Here is a 14,373-nt window from a genome sequence, read left to right on the forward strand (position 1 = left end):
CGCGGCGGTCAGCCCTTTGAACGCTTGGCCCGGCAGCCAGAGCTCCTCCAGCACCGTCGGCACGCCGGCGAAGGAGAGAACGCGGCGCGCGAAGACCACTGCTTCGCCGCTGCGGATCGACAGGGCGCGTGCCACTTCGGCCGGGGCGCGGGCCCGGCGGCATTCCAGCACGCGCCGGCTGGCGGGGGTGTCGGTGCCGGCGTCGGGCCGGAGCTTGAGGAATCGGTACTGGACATGGCGTTCGGAATGCGTGGCCACGAACGTTCCCCGGCCCTGGCGCCGCACGAGCAGGTTGTCGGCGGCGAGTTCGTCGATCGCCTTGCGGACCGTCCCCTGGCTCACGCGAAAGCGGGCCGCCAGTTCCATTTCGCTGGGAATCGCCTCGCCGGGCTTCCAGTCGCCGGCTTCGAGGCGCTGCAGGATCAGCTGCTTGATCTGCTGATAGAGCGGGCTGAAGGCCGGGGCGATGCCGTCGGCCGGTGCGGTCGGCACGGCAGCGGTCGTGCCCGCGGAAACGGGGAGAACAGACGACATCGGTGGGTGAACTGGGAGGAGGGCGCGCAGAGCGGAAGTGCCGCAGGCAGGCCGGGATGATATCTTATATAAGACATAAGACAAATTGACCCACCGACTTTTTCGGCAGTACACTCCGCGGTTGTTTCCGCAGGGCTGCCGGGCACATCTGCTGCCGGGCGGCCTTCTCCGGCCTTCGGTCCCTGCGGATGCGCATCCGTCATACAACCCTCTGGAGTCCTTCCCCTATGAGCAAGAAGCCCGTCCGTGTCGCCGTCACCGGCGCCGCCGGTCAAATCGGTTACGCCCTGCTGTTCCGCATCGCCTCCGGCGAAATGCTCGGCAAGGACCAGCCCGTGATCCTGCAGTTGCTCGAGATTCCGGACGAGAAGGCCCAAAAGGCGCTCAAGGGCGTGATGATGGAACTCGACGATTGCGCCTTCCCGCTGCTGGCCGGCATGGAAGCCCACAGCGATCCGATGACGGCCTTCAAGGACGCCGACTACGCGCTGCTGGTCGGATCGCGTCCGCGTGGCCCGGGCATGGAACGCGCGGAGCTGCTGGCCGTCAACGGCGCGATCTTCACCGCACAGGGCAAGGCGCTGAACGCCGTCGCCAGCCGCGACGTGAAGGTGCTGGTCGTCGGCAACCCGGCCAACACAAACGCCTACATCGCGATGAAGAGCGCACCGGACCTGCCGCGCAAGAACTTCACCGCGATGCTGCGCCTCGACCACAACCGCGCGGCCAGCCAGATCGCCGCCAAGACAGGCAAGCCGGTCGCGTCGATCGAGAAGCTGACCGTCTGGGGCAACCACTCGCCCACGATGTACGCGGACTACCGTTTCGCCACGATCGACGGCGAAAGCGTCGCGCAGATGATCAACGACCAGGAGTGGAACGCCAACACCTTCCTGCCGACCGTCGGCAAGCGCGGTGCGGCGATCATCGAGGCGCGCGGCCTGTCGTCGGCCGCATCGGCTGCCAACGCCGCAATCGACCACATGCGCGACTGGGCCCTGGGCACCAACGGCAAGTGGGTCACGATGGGTGTGCCGTCGGACGGCCAGTACGGCATCCCGAAGGACGTGATGTTCGGCTTCCCGGTGACCTGCGAAAACGGCGAATACAAGGTCGTCGAAGGCCTGGACATCGACTCGTTCAGCCAGGAACGCATCAACAAGACGCTGGAAGAGCTCGAAGGCGAGCGCGCCGGCGTTGCCCACCTGCTCTGATCTCGGTGCCACCCTCGTCCTCGTATCCGACGGAGCAGACGTCGCACCATGGCTGAGTGGAACCCTGCGCTCTACCGCCGGTTCGAGGACGAACGTACCCGCCCGGCGCGCGAGCTGCTGGCGTGGGTGCCCCTGGAAACCGCGCGCTTCGCTGTCGATCTCGGCTGCGGACCGGGCAACTCCACCGAATTGCTGGTCGGCCGCTTCGGCGCGCCGGCCGTCGTGGGCGTCGATAACTCGCCCGCGATGCTCGACAGCGCCCGCCAGCGTCTGCCGAGCGTACGCTTCGACGCGGCGGACATTGCGGCCTGGGTGCCCGATACGCCGCCGGACTTGATCTACGCCAACGCGGCTCTGCAATGGGTGCCGGGCCACGAGGAACTGATTCCCCGGCTGTTCGCCCTGCTGGCCCCCGGCGGCGTGCTCGCCGTGCAGATGCCCGACAACCGCGACGAGCCCAGCCACCGGGCGATGCGCGAGGTGGCTGCGCTGCCGCCCTACGCCGATGCGATGGACGATGTGCACGCGCTGCGGTCGAGCATCCTGCCGCTGGCCGCCTATTACGACCTGCTGGCCCCTGCCGCTGCCGTGGTGGACGTGTGGCACACCGTCTACCAGCACCCGATGGCGTCGCCCGAAGCGATCGTCGAATGGGTCAGCGCCACCGGCCTCAAGCCGTTCGTCGAACGGCTGCCCGAGGCGCTGCGTCCGGGCTATCTGGCCGCCTATACCGATCGCATCGCCGCCCACTATCCGCTGCGGGCCGACGGCCGACGCCTGCTCGCTTTTCCGCGCATGTTCATCGTCGCGCGCCGCGCCCCATGACCGCGTCCGTGCTCCATCCCCGCCAAGCCCTGCTCGGTGCCCAGGCTGGCGCCGTCGTGCTGCCGGTGTGCGACCACTACAGCGGCGTCGAGGCCCGCATGCGCAAGAGCCTGCAGCTGCAGGCCGAGATGACGCAGGAGTTCGGCACCTGCGTCTTCGACGTGACCCTGGACTGCGAAGACGGGGCGCCCGCCGGCGGCGAGGCCGAGCATGCGGCCCTGGTCGCCGATCTGGCGCTGGCTGCCGCACCGCAGGCCCGCGTCGCGGCCCGCGTGCATCCGGTCGACCATCCGGCGTTCGAGCCGGACGTGGCGACAATCGTCGGCCGCGCCGCCGGCCGGCTGGTGCATGTGATGGTGCCGAAGGTCGAAACCGTGGCCGATGTGGAACGGGCAGTGCAGGCCGTCGATGCCGCAGGCGGCGCCGGCCTGCCGCTGCAGGTGCTGATCGAATCGCCCGGGGCAGTGCATCGCGCCTTCCACATCGCCGCCCATCCGCGGGTGCAGTCCCTCAGCTTCGGGCTGATGGACTTCGTGTCGGCCCATGCCGGCGCGATTCCGGCGGACGGCATGGCGGTGGCTGGCCAGTTCACCCATCCGCTGGTTGTCCGCGCCAAACTCGAGATCGCATCGGCGGCGCATGCCGCCGGCAAGGTGCCGTCGCATTGCGTGGTGACCGAGTTCTCCGATGCCGCGGCCATCGGCGCGGCTGCACGGCGCGCTGCCCGCGAATTCGGCTACAGCCGGATGTGGAGCATCCACCCCGCGCAGATCCGGCCGATCCTCGCCGCGTTCGCGCCGGATGCGGCCGATGTCGAAATTGCTACGAAAATCATAGCTGCTGCCGCAGATGCAGCCTGGGCCCCGATCGCTTTTGAAGGCCATCTGCACGACCGCGCCAGCTACCGCCACTACTGGCAGGTACTGGAACGCGCACACCGCACCGGCCGGCCGTTGCCGGCTGACGCGCAACGCTGGTTCGCGCCGGCGGTTTCCCATGCCTGAGCCGTCGCTCCGGTTGCCGATCTTCCTGTTTTCGTCCTTTCCGATTCCATGAAATACGCTGTCATTGCTGCCGCTGTCGCGGCATCCGCCGCCCTGGGCCTGCCCGGTGCCGTCGTCGCCCAGACGGCCAAGTCCGATGCCAAGCCGGCAGCGAAGTCGTCTACGGCGGCGAACACCACCAAGTTGAAGGCTGAAGCCAAGAAGAAGCCGCAGCCGAAACTGCCCCGTTCGGCGGTCAAGGCCATCGAGGAAGTCACGCCGGTCAGCGACGACACCAGCATCACGTTGAGCGAAAAGGACCTGGAAGTCGCGCAGCGCGTTTTCGTCGGCCCGATCAAGTGCGAGCTCGGCGCGAACGTCACCATCACCGCCGATGAGAAGCGGCCCGGCTTCTTCACCGTGAAGACCCAGAAGGTCAGCTACCGCATGCACCCCGTCGACAGCCGCACCGGCGCGATCCGCCTGGAAGACCCGCGCGCCGGCGCCATGTGGCTGCAGCTCGGCAACAAGTCGATGCTGATGAACCAGAAGATCGGCGAGCGGCTGGCCGACGAATGCCAGAGCCCGCAACAGGTGGCCTTTGCCGACGAGATGAAGAAGAACCCGCCGAAGAGCATCCTCGAGCCGCTCGACCCGCCCAACAAGAATTGACGGAATCCCGTCGCACGCGGACTGCGTCCACCGAATTCCTTGCCCCCGTCTCGCCCCCCGGAGAAAAACCATGTTGAAAGCCTACATTGACCACGTTGCCGAACGCGCCGCGCTCGGCATTCCGCCGCTGCCGCTGAACGCGCAGCAGACCGCCGAGCTGATCGAATTGCTGAAGAATCCGGGTGCGGGCCAGTCCGAACTGCTGATGGACCTGATCACCCACCGGGTGCCGGCCGGCGTGGACGACGCGGCCAAGGTGAAGGCCAGCTACCTCGCCGCCGTCGCGCTGGGCAAGGAAAAGAATCCGCTGGTCAGCCGCGCCAAGGCGACCGAGCTGCTCGGCACCATGCTCGGCGGCTACAACATCGGCCCGCTGATCGAACTGCTGGACGATGCCGAAGTCGGCGGTGTCGCGGCGGACGCGCTGAAGAAGACGCTGCTGATGTTCGACCAGTTCCACGACGTGAAGGAAAAGGCCGACGCCGGCAACGCCAACGCCAAGGCCGTGCTGCAGAGCTGGGCCGATGCCGAGTGGTTCACCAGCCGTCCGGAAGTGCCGGAAAGCCTGACCGTGTCGATCTTCAAAGTGACCGGCGAGACCAACACCGACGACCTGTCGCCCGCACCCGATGCCTGGAGCCGCCCGGACATCCCGTTGCACGCGCTCGCGATGCTGAAGAACAAGCGCGACGGCATCACGCCCGAGGAAGACGGCAAGCGCGGCCCGATCAAGTTCATCGAGGACCTGCGCGCCCGCGGCAACCTGGTGGCCTACGTCGGCGACGTGGTCGGCACCGGCTCCAGCCGCAAGTCGGCCACCAACTCGGTGCTGTGGTTCACCGGCGAGGACATCCCGTACGTGCCGAACAAGCGCTTCGGCGGTGTCTGCCTCGGCAACAAGATCGCCCCGATTTTCTACAACACGATGGAAGACGCCGGCGCGCTGCCGATCGAACTGGACGTGAGCCAGATGAACATGGGCGACGTGGTCGAGCTGCGTCCCTACGAAGGCAAGGCGCTGAAGGACGGCCAGGTCATCGCCGAATTCCAGGTCAAGAGCGACGTGCTGTTCGACGAAGTGCGCGCCGGTGGCCGGATTCCGCTGATCATCGGCCGCGGCCTGACTGCCAAGGCGCGCGAAGCCCTCGGCCTGCCGGCCTCCACGCTGTTCCGCCTGCCCCGGGACCCGGCGGATTCCGGCAAGGGCTATACGCTGGCGCAGAAGATGGTCGGCCGCGCCTGCGGTTTGCCGGAAGGCAAGGGCGTGCGCCCGGGCACCTACTGCGAGCCGCGCATGACCTCGGTCGGCAGCCAGGACACCACCGGCCCGATGACCCGCGACGAGCTGAAGGACCTGGCCTGCCTGGGCTTCTCGGCCGACCTGGTGATGCAGTCGTTCTGCCACACCGCTGCCTACCCGAAGCCGGTCGACGTGAAGACCCATCACGAGCTGCCGGACTTCATCAGCACCCGCGGCGGCATCGCGCTGAAACCGGGCGACGGCGTGATCCACAGCTGGCTCAACCGCTTCCTGCTGCCCGACACCGTCGGCACCGGCGGCGATAGCCACACCCGCTTCCCGATCGGCATCAGCTTCCCGGCCGGCTCCGGCCTGGTCGCCTTCGCGGCCGCCACCGGTGTGATGCCGCTGGACATGCCCGAGTCGGTGCTGGTGCGCTTCAAGGGCGAGATGCAGTCCGGCGTGACGCTGCGTGACCTGGTCAACGCGATCCCGCTGTACGCGATCAAGTCCGGCCTGCTGACGGTCGAGAAGAAGGGCAAGAAGAACATCTTCTCCGGCCGCATCCTCGAGATCGAGGGCCTGCCTAAGCTGAAGGTCGAGCAGGCGTTCGAGCTGTCCGACGCGTCGGCTGAGCGGTCCGCCGCCGGCTGCACGGTGAAGCTCGACAAGGAGCCGATCATCGAATACATCAACAGCAACATCACCCTGATGCGCTGGATGATCGCCGAAGGCTATGCCGACGCCCGTACGCTGGGCCGCCGGATCGCCGCCCAGGAAGCTTGGCTGAAGAACCCGCAACTGCTCGAAGGCGATGCCGATGCGGACTACGCAGCGGTCATCGAGATCGACTTGGCCGACATCCACGAGCCGATCGTCGCCTGCCCGAACGACCCGGACGACGTGAAGACGCTGTCGGACGTGGCGGGCGCCAAGATCGACGAAGTGTTCATCGGCTCCTGCATGACCAACATCGGCCACTTCCGCGCAGCCTCCAAGCTGCTGGAAGGCAAGCGCGACATCCCGGTGAAGCTATGGGTCGCACCGCCGACCAAGATGGACGCCGCCCAGCTGACCGAAGAAGGCCACTACGGCGTGTTCGGCACTGCCGGTGCGCGTACCGAGATGCCCGGCTGCTCGCTGTGCATGGGCAACCAGGCGCAGGTCCGCGAAGGCGCGACGGTGATGTCCACCAGCACTCGGAACTTCCCGAACCGGCTGGGCAAGAACACCAACGTGTACCTGGGCTCCGCCGAACTGGCCGCGATCTGCTCGCGCCTGGGTCGTATCCCGACCCGCGAGGAATACATGGCCGACATGGGCGTGATCGACAAGGACGGCGCGAAGATCTACCAATACCTGAACTTCGACAAGCTGCCGGCGTACCAGGAAGCGGCGGACACCGTTCCGGCCTGATCGCCACAGCACCCCTGCAAAAAAGCCCGCCGTGATACGGCGGGCTTTTTTTCTGTGCAAACTGAAATGCTACGGTTTCGATAGCTGCCTGCGCAGGCGCAGCGGGCGCTGGAGCTCGATTTCCTTCGGAAATTACTCGCCGCGCGGGCGGAAGCCCAGGATGATCGGCGACGGGACCCGACCATCGATGTCACGCGGCAGGGTCTCGGTCTTGTCGATCGCCCGCAGCACCGCTTCGTCCCAGGCCGCATTGCCGCTGGACTTGACCAGTCGCTTGCCGACGATGGTGCCATCGGGCGCCGCCCGCACCTCGACCTCAGCCCGCGGATTGCCCGGTGCGTCGTCGGCGAAGACGATGTTCGGACGGACCTTCGCCACGACCCGGCCGCCGTAGCTGCCGGAGGGTCCCGACGACCGCTGGTCGGCGCCGGTCGCGTTCGCACCGCCGGTGGCGCCCGCCAGCCCCTGCATCCGCTTGATGTTGGCTTGGCGTTCGGCTTCGCGCTGCCTGGCTTCCTGCTGTTCGCGGGCCTGTTCCTGCTTCTTGCGGTCGTCGGCCTTCTGTTTGTCGATGGCTTTCTGCTTGTCGAGCTGGGCCTGCTTGTCGCGCTCCTGCTTTTCGAGCTTTTCGCGTTTCTCGCGCTCTTGTTTGTCTCGCTCCTGCTTCTCGCGTTCCTGCTGCTCGCGCTTGTCGCGCGCCTGCTTCTCGCGGGCTTCCCTTTCCTTGGCTTCCTTCTCGCGCTCGCGTTGTTCCTTCAGCTTCTGCTGGCGCTGCGCTTCGATCTTCTCGGCGCGTTCCTTCTCGCGCTGCTGCTTCTGGCGCTCGAGCGCGATGTCGGCGTCGCGCGTGTCGGGTGTCGGCGCAGGGGGCGGTGGGGGCGGCGGCGGAGCCGGCCGGGGCGCCGGGGCCGGGGGCGGAGGAGGGGGGCGGGGCGTCGGCGGCGGGTCGGGTGTCTCCACTGCGCGCGGCGCGGCCTGCCGCGGCGTGGCCGACCAGAGCTCGGCCTCCACCGCCGGCGCATCGGACACCTGGCGCCAGCGCAGGCCCCAGGTCAGTGCGCCCAGCAGGACGAGGTGCGCGAGCACGGCCAGGCCAAGCGCGCGCAACTGCCCGCGCGGCTGCGGCGGCGCGAACTCGGTGCGTTCGTGGGGAGCGTGGGGCTGCATGGACGACGATGCTTGCGGGCGCCCGCGTCTCAGGGCGCAAGCTGGACCGACAGGCCGACCCGCTGCACGCCGGCGCGCTGCAGCGTGTCCATCACCTTGACCACCGTCTCGTACTTCACGGTCCGGTCGGCACTGATGACCACTGCCGTGCTGCCCGGCGCCGCGTCGCCAGCCGTCTGGGCCGATTGCACCGCGGTGGCCACATCGCGCAGCGTCGTCGGCGCCGTGCGGTCGGCGGTCTTCAGCTGCAGCGTCTCGTCCTTGCCGACGATCACCTGCACGATCCGGTCGGGCTGCTTGTTCGCCTTGCCCATGGAGGGCAGGTCGATCATGCTCGGGGTGATCAGCGGCGCGGTGACCATGAAGATGATCAGCAGCACCAGCATCACGTCGATGAACGGCACCATGTTGATTTCGTTGATGGTGCGGCGGCCGCGGCCGCGCGAAGCCATGGCGGGCATGTCGCTGCTCCCTTCGCGTCAGTGGCCGGAGGCCGTGGAAGCCGGTGCGCCGAGGTTGCGCTGCAGGATATTGGAGAACTCCTCGATGAAGGTCTCCTGGTGGATGGCCACCCGGTCGATGTCGCGGGCGAACCGGTTGTAGGCCACGACCGCCGGGATCGCGGCGAAGAGGCCGATGGCGGTCGCGACCAGTGCTTCGGCGATGCCGGGCGCCACGGTCGCGAGCGTCACCTGCTGCAGGGCCGACAGTCCGGTGAAGGCATGCATGATCCCCCAGACCGTTCCGAACAGGCCGACATACGGCGAGACCGAGCCGACCGTCGCCATGAACGACAGGCTGGACTCGACCATGTCCATCTCGCGCTGGAAGCTCGCACGCATGGCCCGGCGCGCACCGTCGAGCAGCGTGCCCGGATCGGTCACCCGGCGCTCGCGCAGCTTCTGGTATTCGCGCATGCCGCTCGCGAAGATGCGCTCCATCGGGCCGGCATTCTTCGCGTTGGCGGCGGCGGACGCGAACAGGTCGTTCAGGCTGGTGCCCGACCAGAACTCGCGCTCGAAATCCTCGTTCAGGGCCTTCACCCGCTTGAGCGCGAACAGCTTGCGGAAGATCGCTGCCCAGCTCGCGATCGAGACGCCCGCGAGCAGCAGCATGACCAGTTGCACCACGATGCTGGCGTTGAGCACCAGGTGCACGATGGACATGTCTTGTTGGTTCATGGTGTGAGGATTTCCAGGAGTGTGGGCGGTATGCGGGTCGGCCGGAGCGTGGAAGCTTCGACCCAGCCGATGCGGATGGTTCCCTCGCAGAGCAGGAGGGGGGCGCTGCCGTCGCCGCCGGGGGCGGGAGCTAGGAACGCCTGCTGCGCGATTGTCAGGGAGGCGCGGCCACCCGACTGCAGCGCGGCTGTAACAAGCAGTTGATCGTCGAGCCGGGCCGGCCGCCGGTACTGCACCTGCGTGTCGGTGACCACGAACATGCCGCCGCTCTGCTCGCGCAGCCTTTGCTGCTCGAGCCCCAACGAGCGCAGCCATTCGGTGCGGGCGCGTTCGAAGAACTTCAGGTAGTTGGCGTAGAAGACGATGCCGCCGGCGTCGGTGTCTTCCCAGTAGATGCGGATCGGAAAGGTGAAGGCCATCGGGGGAGGGCGGGTGTCAGCCGAGCAGCGACTGCAGCCGTTCGGCGGCTTCCTGCAGCTGCGCCATGGAATTGGCGGTCGAGAACCGGATGCGCTGCGCCGTGTCGGCCGATCCGAAATCGCGGCCCGGCGTCACTGCTAGGTGGGCACGGTCCATCAGTGCGAAGGACAGATCCCAGCTATCGGCCACGCCCAGCTTCGCGCAGGCGGCACGGGTGTCGGCCCAGGCATAGAACGCGCCGTCGGGCGCTACCGGGACCGGCAAGCCGGCGCGTTCCAGTGCGGGCAGGAAGAAATCGCGGCGCGCCTTGAACTCGGCGCGGCGGCGCTCGTACTCCGCGATGCTCTCCGGCTCGAAGCACGCCAGCGCCGCATGCTGGGCCACGGTGCTGGGGCAGATGAACAGGTTCTGCGCCAGCCGTTCCACCGCGGGCACCAGGGCCTCGGGCACTACCATCCAGCCCAGCCGCCAGCCGGTCATGTGGAAGTACTTGCTGAAGCTGTTGATGCTGACGATGTCGTCGCCCAGCGCCAGGGCCGTCTGCGCATAGCGCTGGTCGTGGCTGAGGCCGAGGTAGATCTCGTCGATCAGCAGCACGCCGCCGCGGTCGCGCACGACGCCGTGAATGCGCGCCAATTCGTCCGGGTCGATCGAGGTGCCGGTCGGGTTCGACGGCGAGGCGAGCAGCACGCCGCGGGTGCGGTCGGTCCAATGCTCGGCCACCTTGTCGGCGCTGAGCTGGTAGCGCTCCTCAGCCGTGGTCGGCACCAAGACCGCACGGCCGTCGGCTGCGCTCACGAAGTGTCGGTTGCACGGATAGCTCGGATCGGGCATCAGCACTTCGTCGCCGGTGTCGATCAGGGCCAGGCAGGCCAGCTGCAGCGCCGCGGACGCCCCGGCCGTGACGACAATCCGGCAAGCCGGCACGTCGACGCCGAACCGCTGCGCATACCAGCCGCCGATCCGCTCGCGCAGGGTGTCCAGCCCGAGTGCGGAGGTGTACTGCGTGCATCCGTCCTGCACGGCGCGTGCCGCGGCCTGCTGCACCAGGGGTGGAGCGGTGAAGTCCGGCTCGCCGATGTTCAGGAAGATCATCGGCCGGCTGTCGTGCACCAGCGCAGCGGCGCGGGCGGCCGCCGCCTTGGCCACCTCCATCACATAGAACGGCTCGATCCGCGTTGCGCGGCCGGACAGGCGCAGGCCGTCCTTACCGGCGCTCAAGATCCCCGGCCCGCACTGCCGCCGGGCTTGCTACGCGCGGCGTCGGCGGCGACTTCGTCTTGGCGCAGCGAAGGCGCCAGTCCATTCAGCACGCCGTTGACGTACTTGTGTCCGTCGGTCCCGCCGAATTCCTTCGCCAGCTCGATGCACTCGTTCAGCACCACGCGCCACGGCACGTCGAGGCAATGCAGGAACTCGTACACGCCGATCCACATCACCGCATGTTCGATCGGCGAGATCTCAGCCAGCTTTCGGTCGAGCAGCGGCACGACCAGGCCGTCGAGGCGCTCGGCCTCGTCGATGCAGCCGTGCAGCAGGGCGTCGTAGTGGACCGCGTCGGCCTTGTGGAAGCCCGACAGGTCGCGGGTGAAATGGTCGATCGCCGTCGCGTCGTTGCGGCCGACGAGGTGCTGGTACAGCGCCTGCAGGGCGAACTCGCGGGCCCGGGTGCGGGCCGATTTCGCCGATGCCTTGCGTGCGCCGGTGCTGGTGAGTCCGGGGCGTGTCGAAGGGGCTTTGCCTGGGGCGTCGCTGTCGGTGGGTTCGGGAAGGTGGTCTGCGGTCATGCGAGCGATTGGAGCAGCAGGGCCATCTCCACGGCGACCCGGGCCGCGTCGCGCCCCTTGTCGGTCTGCCGTGCAAGTGCCTGCTCGGTGTTTTCGGTGGTGAGGATCGCGTTCGCGATCGGGATGCGGTGGTCGAGGGCGACACGGGTCACACCCGCGCCGGATTCGTTTGCCACCAGTTCGAAATGGTACGTCTCGCCCCGGATGATGCAGCCGAGCGCCACTAGTGCGTCGAAGCGGCCGGTCGCGGCAAGGGCCTGGAGTGCATTCGGCACTTCGAGCGCACCGGGGACCTGCACATGGACCACTTGGTTGGCCGGCACGCCGAGCGCCGTGAGCTCGTCGCGGCACGCATCGGCGAGCGCTTCGGTGATGTCCTCGTTGAAACGGGCCTGGACGATGCCGATGCGGAGTTTGTGGCTGCCGTCGGGGGTGGGCATGGTGCCCTGGTTTGCGTCACGCACGGTTCATTCCTTCGGAAGGTAGCCGACGAGTTCGAGCCCGTAGCCGGTCATGCTGGGCAGGCGGCGCGCCGGGCCCATCAGGTTCATGCGGACCACGCCGCATTCGCGCAAAATTTGGGCGCCGATGCCGTAGGTCCGCAGGTCGCGGCGGCCGCGTTCCGGCGCTTGGGCAGATCGCGCGGTGCCCTCGAACTGCGCCAACAACTCGTCCGCACTTTCGCCGCAGTTCAACAGTACGACGACACCATGGCCCTGGCTCGCAATATGGCGCAGGCTTTCGTCCAGGTTCCATGAATGCATGCCGCGGCCGACTTCCAACGCGTCGAGCACCGACAGCGGCTCGTGCACCCGCACCGGCACGGCGTCGGCTTCCGTCCAGGCTCCCATCACCAATGCGACGTGCAGACCCTGGCTCGGCTTGTCCCGAAACGCGTGAGCGGTGAACACGCCTGCTGCGGTCTGCAGCGGACGACTACCGACCTTCTCGACCAGCGTTTCGGTACGGCTGCGGTATTCGATCAGGTCGGCGATCGTGCCGATCTTCAGCCCGTGCGTCGCGGCGAACACCTGCAGATCGGGCAGACGCGCCATCGTGCCGTCGTCGTTCATGATCTCGCAGATCACCGACGCGGGACTGCAGCCGGCCATCGCGGCCAGATCGCAACCGGCCTCGGTGTGCCCGGCCCGCATGAGGACACCCCCATCGACCGCCTGTAGCGGAAAAATGTGTCCGGGCTGCACGAGATCCGACGGCTGCGCGTCCGCCGCGACGGCCGCCTGCACCGTCCGCGCACGGTCAGCTGCGGATATGCCGGTGGTCACGCCCTCGGCTGCCTCGATCGAGACGGTGAATGCCGTGGAATGCTTCGCACCGTTACGCGCCACCATCGGCGGCAGGCGTAGACGCTCGCACAGTTCGCGCGACAGGGTCAGGCAGATCAGCCCGCGCGCATGCCGCGCCATGAAGTTGATCGACTCGGCGGTCACATGGTCCGCTGCGATGACGATGTCGCCTTCGTTCTCGCGGTCTTCTTCGTCGACGAGGATGACCATCCGGCCGGCTTTGAGGTCGGAGACGATGTCTTCGACGGGTGAGATGGTGGAGGGCGCTGAACTCATCACGCGATTGTCTCGCCCATGGGTGGTAGCGGGTATCCAGCGACAGTGACCATTCGTTCGACGTAGCGCGCGACAGTATCCACTTCGAGATTGACCTTCAGGCCTGCTGCGAGGGTCTTCAACGCTGTGTGTTCGATGGTATGGGGAATGAGGTTGATGTGGAATTCCGGTCCGTCGGCTCCGTCCACGACTTGATTGACTGTCAAGCTCACGCCATTGACGGTGATGGACCCTTTGTACGCCAAGTACCGAGCGAGGCTTCGTGGAGCCACGATCCGCAAGTCCCAGCTTTCGCCGACTGAGGCGAAGTACGTGACATGGCCGATGCCGTCCACATGCCCGGAAACAATGTGTCCACCGAGTCGATCAGACGCACGCAGTGCTTTTTCGAGATTGACCAGCGTTTCCGGAAGGTTCAGCCCTGCTGTCTTGTCGAGTGACTCGGCCGAAATGTCGACCGTGAAACCTCCCGATTCCGGCTCGATAGACGTTACCGTCATGCAAGCGCCGTTAATAGCGATGCTGTCACCCAAGATGACATCGTCCAAATACCCGAACGGTGTGCGGACTGTCAAACGCTTGCCGTGATTCGGCGTGTCGCCAAGATCGCTTACCTTGAAAATTCGACCGACGCCTGTGATGATTCCTGTAAACATGGACGCATTTTCGCAGGGATTGCGGCAACGATTCGCCCACGAGACGAGCCTTGTCACCCCGGCGCTTCAGGAACCAGATGCAGCGCACTTGGCGTCGTTGGCACTTGCGGGTGTGCAGATGCGGGTGCGACCGCTTATCGCCAGCATCAGACGGCGTGTTTCCGGCAGAAGTGCCGTGCCCGTCAGATCGTTCCGCGCAATGGTGATCGTAAGCGGGCCAAGTGCTCCAGATTTCGACGTGGCATAGCCGGAACCGTTGAAAAGCGCGTAAGGCGCGGTGCCTTGGGCGTTTCCCGTTCCCGTCACTGTGAAATACGATGGCAGCCCGGCACGGGTGAACACCACCGTTTCGCCAGAATCGAGCCCTCCGTTTAGGTTCGCATCCACAAAAATCTTCCAGCCACTGGCCCAGTCGCTCCCATCATTGGGCACGATTCCAGCATAGACGTTACGCTTCATGGCCTCGGATCGGGCGGTGTTGAACCCTGCAAGCAGCGCGTTTGCTGCCGATGTCAGTTCTGAATTTCGTTTGAAAGTGACGAAACTCGGCGCGGCAAGCACCATCAGTACCCCAACGATCCCAATGGTGATCATCAACTCCAGCAACGTGAAGCCGTGGACGCCGAGCCGCACCTCACGACGTCGGCTCATGGCCAGCAAACCGATGGCTGATTACAGATCGGAAGAGCACACGT

At 66.8% G+C, this 14,373-nt stretch carries 16 protein-coding genes; 5 read left to right on the forward strand and 11 right to left on the reverse strand.

All coding sequences use genetic code 11. The annotated features are described in order from the left end of the window. Nucleotides 1–534: GntR family transcriptional regulator (locus QZ500_RS16915; protein ID WP_295856817.1), on the reverse strand; the 534-nt coding region annotated here is incomplete at its 3' end. A gap of 227 nt (nucleotides 535–761) precedes the next feature. Between QZ500_RS16915 and QZ500_RS16920 the strand changes: the two genes are divergently transcribed. The 5 genes from QZ500_RS16920 to acnB all read left to right on the forward strand — a co-directional run bounded on the left by QZ500_RS16920 (nucleotide 762) and on the right by acnB (nucleotide 6,884). Next, a complete protein-coding gene (locus QZ500_RS16920; RefSeq protein WP_295856819.1) occupies nucleotides 762–1,748 on the forward strand; it encodes a malate dehydrogenase in 987 nt (328 codons plus the stop codon). A gap of 48 nt (nucleotides 1,749–1,796) precedes the next feature. Then, nucleotides 1,797–2,573 carry a trans-aconitate 2-methyltransferase gene (gene tam / locus QZ500_RS16925; RefSeq protein ID WP_295856820.1) on the forward strand — a complete coding sequence of 259 codons (777 nt, stop codon included), beginning with the start codon at nucleotides 1,797–1,799 and terminating at the stop codon, nucleotides 2,571–2,573. Beyond that, nucleotides 2,570–3,577, forward strand: a complete 1,008-nt coding sequence (locus tag QZ500_RS16930) for an aldolase/citrate lyase family protein (protein WP_295856822.1) — start codon at nucleotides 2,570–2,572, stop codon at nucleotides 3,575–3,577. Before tam ends, QZ500_RS16930 begins: the two co-directional genes overlap by 4 nt. A gap of 48 nt (nucleotides 3,578–3,625) precedes the next feature. Beyond that, entirely contained in the window at nucleotides 3,626–4,228 is a 603-nt protein-coding gene (locus tag QZ500_RS16935; RefSeq protein ID WP_295856823.1) for a hypothetical protein, read from the forward strand. Between the two features lie 70 nt (nucleotides 4,229–4,298). After that, on the forward strand, nucleotides 4,299–6,884 hold the full coding sequence (acnB, locus tag QZ500_RS16940; protein WP_295856824.1) for a bifunctional aconitate hydratase 2/2-methylisocitrate dehydratase: 2,586 nt from the start codon (nucleotides 4,299–4,301) through the stop codon (nucleotides 6,882–6,884). A gap of 132 nt (nucleotides 6,885–7,016) precedes the next feature. Here acnB and tolA read toward each other — a convergent pair whose 3' ends face one another. From tolA to QZ500_RS16990, 10 genes are all read right to left on the reverse strand, one after another. Beyond that, complete coding sequence (tolA, locus tag QZ500_RS16945; protein ID WP_295856825.1) at nucleotides 7,017–8,051, reverse strand: cell envelope integrity protein TolA; 1,035 nt, start codon at nucleotides 8,049–8,051, stop codon at nucleotides 7,017–7,019. Nucleotides 8,052–8,080: 29 nt separating this feature from the next. Further along, nucleotides 8,081–8,512, reverse strand: coding sequence for a biopolymer transporter ExbD (locus tag QZ500_RS16950; RefSeq protein ID WP_295856826.1), 432 nt, complete (start codon nucleotides 8,510–8,512; stop codon nucleotides 8,081–8,083). 18 nt (nucleotides 8,513–8,530) lie between these two features. Next, the gene (gene tolQ, locus QZ500_RS16955; protein WP_295856827.1) at nucleotides 8,531–9,232 is read right to left on the reverse strand and encodes a protein TolQ; all 702 of its coding nucleotides are present in this window, start codon (nucleotides 9,230–9,232) and stop codon (nucleotides 8,531–8,533) included. Beyond that, nucleotides 9,229–9,651 (reverse strand): YbgC/FadM family acyl-CoA thioesterase, encoded by a 423-nt coding sequence (locus tag QZ500_RS16960; protein ID WP_295856829.1) that lies wholly within the window; start codon nucleotides 9,649–9,651, stop codon nucleotides 9,229–9,231. Before QZ500_RS16960 ends, tolQ begins: the two co-directional genes overlap by 4 nt. A gap of 16 nt (nucleotides 9,652–9,667) precedes the next feature. After that, nucleotides 9,668–10,852: a pyridoxal phosphate-dependent aminotransferase gene (locus QZ500_RS16965; protein WP_295856842.1), complete on the reverse strand. Its 1,185-nt coding sequence runs from the start codon at nucleotides 10,850–10,852 to the stop codon at nucleotides 9,668–9,670. 17 nt (nucleotides 10,853–10,869) lie between these two features. Continuing rightward, the gene (gene nusB, locus QZ500_RS16970; RefSeq protein ID WP_295856831.1) at nucleotides 10,870–11,439 is read right to left on the reverse strand and encodes a transcription antitermination factor NusB; all 570 of its coding nucleotides are present in this window, start codon (nucleotides 11,437–11,439) and stop codon (nucleotides 10,870–10,872) included. After that, nucleotides 11,436–11,903 carry a 6,7-dimethyl-8-ribityllumazine synthase gene (gene ribH / locus QZ500_RS16975; protein WP_295856833.1) on the reverse strand — a complete coding sequence of 156 codons (468 nt, stop codon included), beginning with the start codon at nucleotides 11,901–11,903 and terminating at the stop codon, nucleotides 11,436–11,438. Before ribH ends, nusB begins: the two co-directional genes overlap by 4 nt. 3 nt (nucleotides 11,904–11,906) lie before the next feature. Next, nucleotides 11,907–13,022 (reverse strand): bifunctional 3,4-dihydroxy-2-butanone-4-phosphate synthase/GTP cyclohydrolase II, encoded by a 1,116-nt coding sequence (ribBA, locus tag QZ500_RS16980; RefSeq protein ID WP_295856835.1) that lies wholly within the window; start codon nucleotides 13,020–13,022, stop codon nucleotides 11,907–11,909. Then, nucleotides 13,022–13,678 (reverse strand): riboflavin synthase, encoded by a 657-nt coding sequence (locus tag QZ500_RS16985; protein WP_295856837.1) that lies wholly within the window; start codon nucleotides 13,676–13,678, stop codon nucleotides 13,022–13,024. Before QZ500_RS16985 ends, ribBA begins: the two co-directional genes overlap by 1 nt. Before the next feature lie 66 nt (nucleotides 13,679–13,744). Then, the gene (locus tag QZ500_RS16990; RefSeq protein ID WP_295856840.1) at nucleotides 13,745–14,329 is read right to left on the reverse strand and encodes a GspH/FimT family pseudopilin; all 585 of its coding nucleotides are present in this window, start codon (nucleotides 14,327–14,329) and stop codon (nucleotides 13,745–13,747) included. Nucleotides 14,330–14,373 lie beyond the last annotated feature (44 nt).

It is taken from the genome of uncultured Xylophilus sp. (genome assembly GCA_913776965.1).
In the GTDB taxonomy this organism is placed as follows: Bacteria; Pseudomonadota; Gammaproteobacteria; order Burkholderiales; family Burkholderiaceae_C; genus Xylophilus.

Coding starts and splice junctions, on each gene's coding strand:
- QZ500_RS16920 (WP_295856819.1), top strand. CDS start 762: ATGAGCAAGAAGCCCGTCCGTGTCGCCGTCACCGGCGCCGCCGGTCAA.
- tam (WP_295856820.1), top strand. CDS start 1,797: ATGGCTGAGTGGAACCCTGCGCTCTACCGCCGGTTCGAGGACGAACGT.
- QZ500_RS16930 (WP_295856822.1), top strand. CDS start 2,570: ATGACCGCGTCCGTGCTCCATCCCCGCCAAGCCCTGCTCGGTGCCCAG.
- QZ500_RS16935 (WP_295856823.1), top strand. CDS start 3,626: ATGAAATACGCTGTCATTGCTGCCGCTGTCGCGGCATCCGCCGCCCTG.
- acnB (WP_295856824.1), top strand. CDS start 4,299: ATGTTGAAAGCCTACATTGACCACGTTGCCGAACGCGCCGCGCTCGGC.
- tolA (WP_295856825.1), bottom strand. CDS start 8,051: ATGCAGCCCCACGCTCCCCACGAACGCACCGAGTTCGCGCCGCCGCAG.
- QZ500_RS16950 (WP_295856826.1), bottom strand. CDS start 8,512: ATGCCCGCCATGGCTTCGCGCGGCCGCGGCCGCCGCACCATCAACGAA.
- tolQ (WP_295856827.1), bottom strand. CDS start 9,232: ATGAACCAACAAGACATGTCCATCGTGCACCTGGTGCTCAACGCCAGC.
- QZ500_RS16960 (WP_295856829.1), bottom strand. CDS start 9,651: ATGGCCTTCACCTTTCCGATCCGCATCTACTGGGAAGACACCGACGCC.
- nusB (WP_295856831.1), bottom strand. CDS start 11,439: ATGACCGCAGACCACCTTCCCGAACCCACCGACAGCGACGCCCCAGGC.
- ribBA (WP_295856835.1), bottom strand. CDS start 13,022: ATGAGTTCAGCGCCCTCCACCATCTCACCCGTCGAAGACATCGTCTCC.
- QZ500_RS16985 (WP_295856837.1), bottom strand. CDS start 13,678: ATGTTTACAGGAATCATCACAGGCGTCGGTCGAATTTTCAAGGTAAGC.
- QZ500_RS16990 (WP_295856840.1), bottom strand. CDS start 14,329: ATGAGCCGACGTCGTGAGGTGCGGCTCGGCGTCCACGGCTTCACGTTG.